Annotated in this window: 8 protein-coding genes and 1 rRNA gene; all 9 read left to right on the top strand. The window is 69.0% G+C overall.

Annotation, left to right across the window (positions count from 1 at the left end; all coding sequences use genetic code 11):
- Position 1 precedes the first annotated feature (1 nt).
- The 9 genes from rrf (at position 2) to EF387_RS09350 (ending at position 7,821) form a co-directional block, all read left to right on the top strand.
- Positions 2-118 (top strand): 5S ribosomal RNA (rrf, locus tag EF387_RS09390).
- A gap of 92 nt (positions 119-210) precedes the next feature.
- Positions 211-855, top strand: a complete 645-nt coding sequence (locus EF387_RS09385; protein ID WP_128376047.1) for an HAD family hydrolase — start codon at positions 211-213, stop codon at positions 853-855.
- Between the two features lie 105 nt (positions 856-960).
- Positions 961-2,181 (top strand): MFS transporter, encoded by a 1,221-nt coding sequence (locus EF387_RS09380; RefSeq protein ID WP_128376059.1) that lies wholly within the window; start codon positions 961-963, stop codon positions 2,179-2,181.
- The gene (locus tag EF387_RS09375) at positions 2,132-3,304 is read left to right on the top strand and encodes an acetoin utilization protein AcuC (RefSeq protein ID WP_128376046.1); all 1,173 of its coding nucleotides are present in this window, start codon (positions 2,132-2,134) and stop codon (positions 3,302-3,304) included. The genes EF387_RS09380 and EF387_RS09375 overlap by 50 nt, the downstream gene beginning before the upstream one ends.
- A 363-nt stretch (positions 3,305-3,667) precedes the next feature.
- Positions 3,668-4,483: a phosphatase gene (locus EF387_RS09370; RefSeq protein ID WP_128376045.1), complete on the top strand. Its 816-nt coding sequence runs from the start codon at positions 3,668-3,670 to the stop codon at positions 4,481-4,483.
- 129 nt (positions 4,484-4,612) lie between these two features.
- Positions 4,613-4,822 carry a helix-turn-helix domain-containing protein gene (locus tag EF387_RS09365; RefSeq protein WP_093781815.1) on the top strand — a complete coding sequence of 70 codons (210 nt, stop codon included), beginning with the start codon at positions 4,613-4,615 and terminating at the stop codon, positions 4,820-4,822.
- Positions 4,823-5,026: 204 nt separating this feature from the next.
- Positions 5,027-5,125 carry a 30S ribosomal protein bS22 gene (locus EF387_RS09360; protein WP_003948845.1) on the top strand — a complete coding sequence of 33 codons (99 nt, stop codon included), beginning with the start codon at positions 5,027-5,029 and terminating at the stop codon, positions 5,123-5,125.
- 566 nt (positions 5,126-5,691) lie between these two features.
- A complete protein-coding gene (locus EF387_RS09355) occupies positions 5,692-6,753 on the top strand; it encodes an NAD-dependent epimerase/dehydratase family protein (protein ID WP_128376044.1) in 1,062 nt (353 codons plus the stop codon).
- A gap of 24 nt (positions 6,754-6,777) precedes the next feature.
- A complete protein-coding gene (locus EF387_RS09350) occupies positions 6,778-7,821 on the top strand; it encodes a lysophospholipid acyltransferase family protein (RefSeq protein ID WP_128376043.1) in 1,044 nt (347 codons plus the stop codon).
- Positions 7,822-7,827: the final 6 nt, after the last annotated feature.

Here is a 7,827-nt window from a genome sequence, read left to right as displayed (position 1 = left end):
TTTCGGTGGCCATAGCGTGAGGGAAACGCCCGGTTACATTCCGAACCCGGAAGCTAAGCCTTACAGCGCCGATGGTACTGCAGGGGGGACCCTGTGGGAGAGTAGGACGCCGCCGAACAAATATTGAGAGAAAGCCCCACACCGCACGGTGTGGGGCTTTCTTGCTTTTCTTTCTGGTCGTTCTCCCACGTGCTCGTCTAAGGTCGAGCCATGCGCTATGACCTCGTCATCTTCGACAACGACGGCGTGCTCGTCGACAGTGAGCCGATCTCCAACCGGCTCCTCGCCGCCTATCTCACCGAAGTCGGGCACCCTACGACGTACGAGGACTCACTGCGCGACTACATGGGCGCCGCTATGCATCGTGTCCACGACCTCGTCCAGGAGCGGACCGGGCAGCGGCTGCCGGCGGACTTCGACGAGGTCTTCCACGGGCGCGTCTTCGCCGCGTTCGAGCGGGAGTTGAAGCCCGTGCCGGGCGCGGTCGACGTGCTGGGGAAACTGGCCGCGGACGAGGTCCCGTACTGTGTCGCGTCGTCAGGAAGCCATGAGCGCATTCGCGTCGGGCATCGGAAGACCGGGCTCGACCGGTGGTTCGACGACGGGCGCATCTTCAGCTCCCAGGACGTGGGGCGCGGGAAGCCGGCGCCGGACCTCTTCCTTCACGCGGCCGAGCGGATGGGGGTGGAGCCGGAACGATGTGTGGTCGTCGAGGACAGTCCCCTCGGCGTGCAGGCAGCGATCTCGGCCGGTATGGACGTATACGGGTTCACCGCCATGACGCCGGCCGACCGGCTCACCGGCGCTACACGACTCTTCTCGCACATGAGTGACCTGGCTGACCTGCTTGTTTGATCAAAAGCTCCGATCGGGCGACCAAAGCTGAGGGGAATTCATCTTTGGCTGGATCTACCCATAGGTAAGTTGGGGCCCTACGCTCCCGCCATGACAGATGTCGCCATGACAGATGCGCTGCGGCGCGGCCGGGCCTCTTTGGCGTTCAGCTTCTTCGCTCAGGGCGCCGCCTTCGCTCTGCTGGTGACGCGGATCCCCGCGATCCAGGACCGGTACGGGGTCTCCGACGGACTGCTGCCGCTGTTCCTCGCGGCCGTGCCGATCCTCGCCGGGGTCGGCAGCGTGTGCACGGAACAGTTGGTGAAGCGGGTCCCGCCCAGCCAAGTGCTGCGCTGGTCGCAGCCGGTGGTGATGCTGGCGCTGCTCGGTGTCGGCGCCGGAGACACGATGGCCGAACTGGCGCTGTCCCTCGCCGCGTTCGGGCTCGCGGTGGGGGCGCTGGACGCCTCCATGAACATGCTCGGGGTGAGCCTGCAGCGGACCTACGGACGCAGCATCATGCTCGGCTTCCACGCCGCGTACAGCCTCGGCGGGATCGTCGGGGCGTCGCTCGCCTGGGTGGGCGCGCACTGGGACGTGGCGCTGTTCCTGGCGTATGTGCCGGTCGTGCTCGTGCTGCTGCCGGCGGTGTTCGTCGGCAGCGCCTGGTACGTCGACGCTGCCGCGCCCGCGGGTGACGCCGCGAAGGACGTGGAGGCGGAGTCGGGGCCCGTGGTCTTCAAACTGCTGCTGCCGCTCTGCCTGGTGATGACGTTCGCGTACATCGGGGACTCGACCGTCTCCAACTGGAGCGCCAAGTACCTCGAGGACGTGCTGGGCAGCTCGGAGCAGCTGGCGACCGTTCCGTACAACGTCTACATGGTGACCACACTGCTGGGGCGCTCCATCGGGGACCTCGGGGTGCGGCGGTTCGGGGCCGTGGCCGTCGTACGGGCCGGTGCGGTGGTGGCGGCGCTCGGGTTCGCGGTGGTGGCCGCGGCGCCGGGTGCGTGGGTCGGCATGCTCGGTTTCACCCTGCTGGGACTGGGGCTGTGCGTGATCGTGCCGCAGACCTTCGCGGCAGCCGGCCGGCTGTTCCCGGGGGCCTCGGACACGGCGATAGCCCGGCTGAACATTTTCAACTACGTGGGGTTCCTGATCGGCTCGCCCTTGGTGGGGGCGTTGGGCGACGCCTGGAACTACCGGGGGGCCATGCTCGTGCCGATGGTGCTGGTGCTCGTGACGTTGGTGTATGCCCGGTCGTTCGAGGCCGGGACGGCCCGATACGGTGACGGTCATGAGCGGCCGCGCACAGCTGATGTGGGACGAGGCAGTAACGGGGTATGACTTCGGTCCGGACCACCCCATGGATCCGGTCCGTCTGGCGCTGACCCGGCGCCTGGTGGACGCCTTCGGGCTGGACCAGGCGCTGGAGGTGGTGTCGGCGAAGCCCGCGGGTGAGTCGACTCTGCGGCTGGTGCACCGGGAGGACTATGTCGCCGCGGTGAAGGCCGCGTCCGCGGACCCGGGATCGGCGGACCAGTCGTATGGGCTGGGGACGATGGACGACCCGGCCTTCAAGGGCATGCACGAGGTGTCGGCGCTGATCGCCGGGCAGTCCGTGGGAGCCGCCGAGGCGGTGTGGCGCGGGGACGTGCTGCACGCGGTGAACTTCGCCGGTGGGCTGCACCACGCCATGCCGGGCGGCGCCTCCGGTTTCTGCATCTACAACGACGCCTCGCTCGCGATCGCGCGGCTGCTGGAACTCGGAGCCGAGCGGGTGGCGTACGTGGATGTGGACGTGCACCACGGGGACGGGGTGCAGGCGGCCTTCTGGGAGGACCCGCGGGTCCTCACCATCTCGCTGCACGAGCATCCGCGGACGCTGTTCCCGCAGACCGGGTGGCCGGAGGAGACGGGCGCGGAGTCGGCGGAGGGGTCCGCGGCCAATGTCGCCCTGCCCGCCGGGACGGGGGACGCGGGATGGCTACGGGCGTTCCACTCGGTCGTGCCCGAGCTGATCGCCGACTTCCGGCCGCAGGTGCTGGTGACCCAGCACGGGGCCGACACCCACTTCGAGGACCCGCTGGCGCATCTCGCGGTGTCGCTCGACGCACAGCGCGCCGTGCAGATCGCATGCCATGAACTGGCGCACGAGTACGCGGACGGACGGTGGCTCGCGCTCGGCGGTGGAGGCTACGCGGTGGTGGACGTGGTGCCGCGCTCCTGGACGCACCTCGTGGCCATCGCGGCCGGGCGGGAGATCGCCCCGGACACCGTCATTCCCGAGAGCTGGCGCCAGGAGGTGTACGCCCGGACCCGGCAGTTGGCGCCCGTGCGGATGACCGACGGGCGGTGGCCTGTGCCGTGGAAGGAGTGGGAGGACGGGTACGACCCGGCCGACCGACTCGACCAGGCGATCGTCGCGGCCCGGCGGGCGGTCTTTCCCTTGCGGGGGTTGCTGGCCTAGTCGGCGAAGCGGCGGAAGGGGCGGGCGGAGCGGTGCGCCCGTCGGGTACACCGTGCTGCCCACGCTGGCCGCGCTGCGTGCTGGGTTCGCCGGGCCGATCGTCGCGTGCACCGGGCGGGCCGTCGCGGTACCGGGTTGGCAGGGCTGCCCGCCGCGCGTGCCGGATTGCCCGGGTCGGCCGTCGGGGTCCCTCCACCCGGCTGCCCGCGCTGCGCCGCGGCGCACCGGGCCGGCCGTCGCTGCACCCGGTCGCGAGGCCGCCCGCTGCGCGTGCCTCCTTGGCCTGGGTGGCCGTTACTCCGGCCGTGCGGCGTTTTCCCGTTTCCGGGGCGGCCGCGGGGTTGCTGCGTCACGATCGCTGCCGTGTTGAGTGCGGGCGCCCTGCGGGCGCATCTGTTGGCGGCTCGGCTGGCGGGGCCCGTCGCGACCTCTCGGCAGGCGAGTCTGCTCAGTTATCGGTTGTTCGCGGACCGCGACCCCCGGGTTCTGATAGGTCTTGACCCTGAAGGGGCTTGGCAGCCCCGGGACTTGATCGAGCTGATGGCCGATAAGTGTGGGGTGTCCCGCGATCCCTCGTACACGCATGGCCATGACGTGATCGACCCCGAACGCACTCTGGCGGCCCTCGACGCCTTCGCAGACCGCCTGGGAGAGGCGATGCGGAATCGCTCCCCGGTGCTTCTCGGCACCGGCCACCCGCACCGGCTGCTCGGTTTCTACGCCGCTCTTGCGGACGCCTTGTCGGCGGCAGGATGTGTCGTTCTCACCCCGGCGCAGGGTAGCTCTGTCGACATAACGACCCGGTTCGGTCTACGTACCTACAACCTTGACTACGTACGAGGTGTCGCGCTGGTACGCGAACCCGGGACCTCGGGCCCGGGTTGTGAGACCGGCGCACACAGTCATTCCCCGCTCCCGGTTCGTACCGCTCTGGTCACCCAGGCCGAGGCCGGCGGGCAGCTCCCGGAACTGGTCGTGGGGGACCACGGATGGGTCTGCGGTGCAGGTCAGCTGGGGTTTGACGCCATCGGCCTGGCCGACGTGGACGACCCCGCGCTGTTCGTGGGGGAGGCCGAGGGGCGGGTGTCCGTGGCCGTTCCGCTTGATGACGCTGTGCGGTCTGATTACTACCGACCGCTTACTCGCTATGTACTCAATCGAGCGTGTCTGTCACAGTAGGCGGCCGATGGCTGCTCCTCTTCCCCACTCGCATCACCCGCCCCTAGTCTGGGGAGTGAGCACGCAGCGACGAAGTGTCACCGGAAGGGGAAGCCGGTGACCGTCGAGTGCGGAAGGTTCAGGTGTGTCATGGCTGCTGGCGAGAGGCCTCTGAACGAGGTCCAGTTTCTGACCGTGGCTGAAGTCGCCTCGGTGATGCGAGTGTCGAAGATGACCGTGTACCGCTTGGTGCACAGCGGTCATCTGCCGGCCATCCGGGTGGGCAGGTCCTTCCGGGTGCCGGAGCAAGCGGTTCACGAATACCTTCGCGAGTCGTATGTGGGGGTGGAGACAGCCTGATGGTGTCTCCGGGGATCGACCGGGAAGGCCCGCGGGCCTTCCCGGTAGTTCACCCGGAGAGCCTGGATGACCCTCGATTACAAGCTCGGCGCTCAGTCGGGGTAGGCTAGCCCCTCGTAGGTCGTGTGGGCCCCAATGCAGCCCCGCACCGAGTGATTGTCCCCGCCTGGGCGGGGGTTGTCCGAGAAGTGAGCGAGGGTAGTCGTGGGCTCTGTTATCAAGAAGCGGCGCAAGCGGATGGCGAAGAAGAAGCACCGCAAGCTGCTCAAGCGCACCCGCGTCCAGCGTCGCAACAAGAAGTAAGCGGCGCGGCGAGCAATCGCGCTCTGTGGCCCCCCACCGAAGCGGTGGGGGGCCACAGCCGTCTCCGGAGGTCCTCACGCCTGTTGACGCCGGCTGTCGGTGTCGGTCGGCGGCCGGTGCCGATGACGTGCGTTGCGGGCGCGGAGCCGACGACGGTTCTGCGGGCAGGGATCCGATGCCGGTGGCGTTCGGGCAGGGATCGACGACGGTGCGTGTGGGCGCGCATCCGACGACGGTTCGTTCGGACGGTTCGGGCGCGGATCCTACGACGGTGCGTGCGGCAGGGGTGGTGTCGTGTGTGTGTCCGCGTCGCGTGCCGGGACATCCGTGTGACAGACGTCCGGCATCGGGGCGGTATCGGTGGGGCGTCCGTGTGTCATCCGGCTGCCGCGCCGTGCGTACGCATACGCAGTGAAGGCATGGGCCGGTTGGTACGACCACGGCCGCCGCGACTTCGTGCGTCGGGCGGTCATCACAGCGCAACATCGAACCGCTAACGTGACCGGTGAGGGGAACACGGCAGGATACGAGCAGCGGTTCGACGAGGCGGGAAGGAAGGCCTGATCTTGGGGAAGATCGTGCTCGTGACCGGGGTGGCTCGACGCCTTGGCGGCCGGTTCGTACGACGGATCCAGCGTGACCCCGAGGTGGACCGGGTGGTCGCTGTGGACGCGATCCCGCCGGAGCATCACCTGGGCGGCGCCGACTTCGTGCGGGCCGACATCCGGCAGCCCGCCATTGCCAAGGTGCTCGCCGAACACTCCGTGGACACGGTCGTGCACATGGACGTCACCGGTACCGCGCTGGGCAGCGGCAGCCGGGCCTCCGTGAAGGAGACCAACGTCATCGGCACGATGCAGCTGCTCGGTGCCTGCCAGAAGTCCCCGACCGTCAAACGGCTGGTGGTGAAGTCCAGTACGAACGTGTACGGGTCCGCGCCGCGCGACCCGGCCGTGTTCACCGAGACCACCCCGCCCAAGTCGCTGCCCAGCGGCGGCTTCGCCAAGGACGCCGTCGAGGTCGAGGGCTATGTGCGGGGGTTCGCGCGCCGTCGGCCCGATGTGGCGGTGTGCGTACTGCGGTTCGCGAACATCCTGGGGCCGAGCGCGGACTCGCCGCTCGCCGAGTACCTGTCGCTGCCGGTGCTGCCCACCGTCTTCGGCTACGACCCGCGGCTGCAGTTCGTGCACGAGGACGATGTGATCGACGTGCTGAGGCTGGCCTCGCACGAGCCGCGGCGCGGGACGCTCAACAGCGGCACGTTCAATATCGCGGGCGACGGGGTGCTGCTGCTGTCGCAGTGCTCCCGGCGTCTGGGCCGTCCCACGGTGCCGGTGCTGCTTCCGGCGGTCACCTGGGTCGGCTCGGCGCTGCGTACGCTGGGCATGACGGACTTCTCGCCGGAACAGATCCGGCTGCTCACCCATGGTCGGGTGGTGGCGACCGGCCAGATGCGCGAGACGCTGGGCTTCCAGCCGAAGTACACCACCGCGGAGACCTTCGCGGACTTCGTTCGCAGCCGCGGTGCCGGTCTGCTGCCGCCGGAGGTCGTCGCTGCGGCCGTCGACCGGATCGCCGCGCTGCCCCTCCCGGGCGGTGGCCACCTTTCGACGAAGAGCGCCAACTAGCGCCAACCGAGGAGCGCATCAACGATGGCGGACGCCAAGGTCATTCCGTTCGACGACGACCGGTCCCGCGGGGGCGCCGCGCAGCGCCAGTCGCGCCGCCGGGGCGTCGGGAGCCGGCGCAAGGGCGAGCCTGCGGCGGTCCGGGAGATTCCTGAGGTCAAGGCTCTGCCGGAGTCACCGGATCAGCAGGATGATGTTCTCGTGACGCAGGAGGACAAGGAACCGCAGGCCGGCTGGGACAAGCGCATCGCCGGTGGCCTCGCGTTCCTGCGCCGTCGCCTCACCGGCGACTACGAGGTCGACGACTTCGGCTACGACAAGGAACTCACCGACCAGGTGCTGATGTCGCTGCTGCGGCCGGTGTACGAGAAATACTTCCGGGTCGAGGTGAAGGGCGTCGAGAACATCCCCTCCGACGGCGGGGCGCTGATCGTCGCCAATCATTCCGGGACGCTGCCGCTGGACGGCCTGATGATGCAGGTCGCGGTGCACGACAACCACCCCAAGAACCGGCATCTGCGGCTGCTCGCGGCGGACTTGGTCTTCATGCTGCCGGTGGTCAACGAGTTGGCCCGCAAGGCCGGGCACACGCTGGCGTGCGCCGAGGACGCCGAGCGGTTGCTGCGGCGTGGGGAGCTGGTCGGGGTGATGCCGGAGGGCTTCAAGGGCATCGGCAAGCCCTTCGCCGAGCGCTACAAGCTGCAGCGGTTCGGCCGCGGTGGGTTCGTCTCCACGGCGCTGCGGCAGGGCACGCCGATCATCCCCTGCTCGATCGTCGGGGCCGAGGAGATCTACCCGATGATCGGCAACGCCAAGACCTTGGCGAGGCTGCTGGGCTTCCCGTACTTCCCGATCACGCCGACCTTCCCGTGGCTGGGTCCGCTGGGCGCCGTTCCGCTGCCGACGAAGTGGACCATCCAGTTCGGCGAGCCGATCCCGACGGACGGGTATCCGCCGGAGGCGGCCGAGGACCCGATGTTGATGTTCAACCTGACGGACCAGGTCAGGGAGCAGATCCAGCACACGCTGTACAAGCTGCTGGTGCAGCGCAGGTCGGTGTTCTTCTGAGCGTGC

The sequence above is a fragment of the Streptomyces cavernae genome (assembly GCF_004023625.1).
Classification (GTDB): Bacteria; Actinomycetota; Actinomycetes; order Streptomycetales; family Streptomycetaceae; genus Streptomyces; species Streptomyces cavernae.
This window is presented reverse-complemented; position numbering and strand designations above follow the sequence as displayed.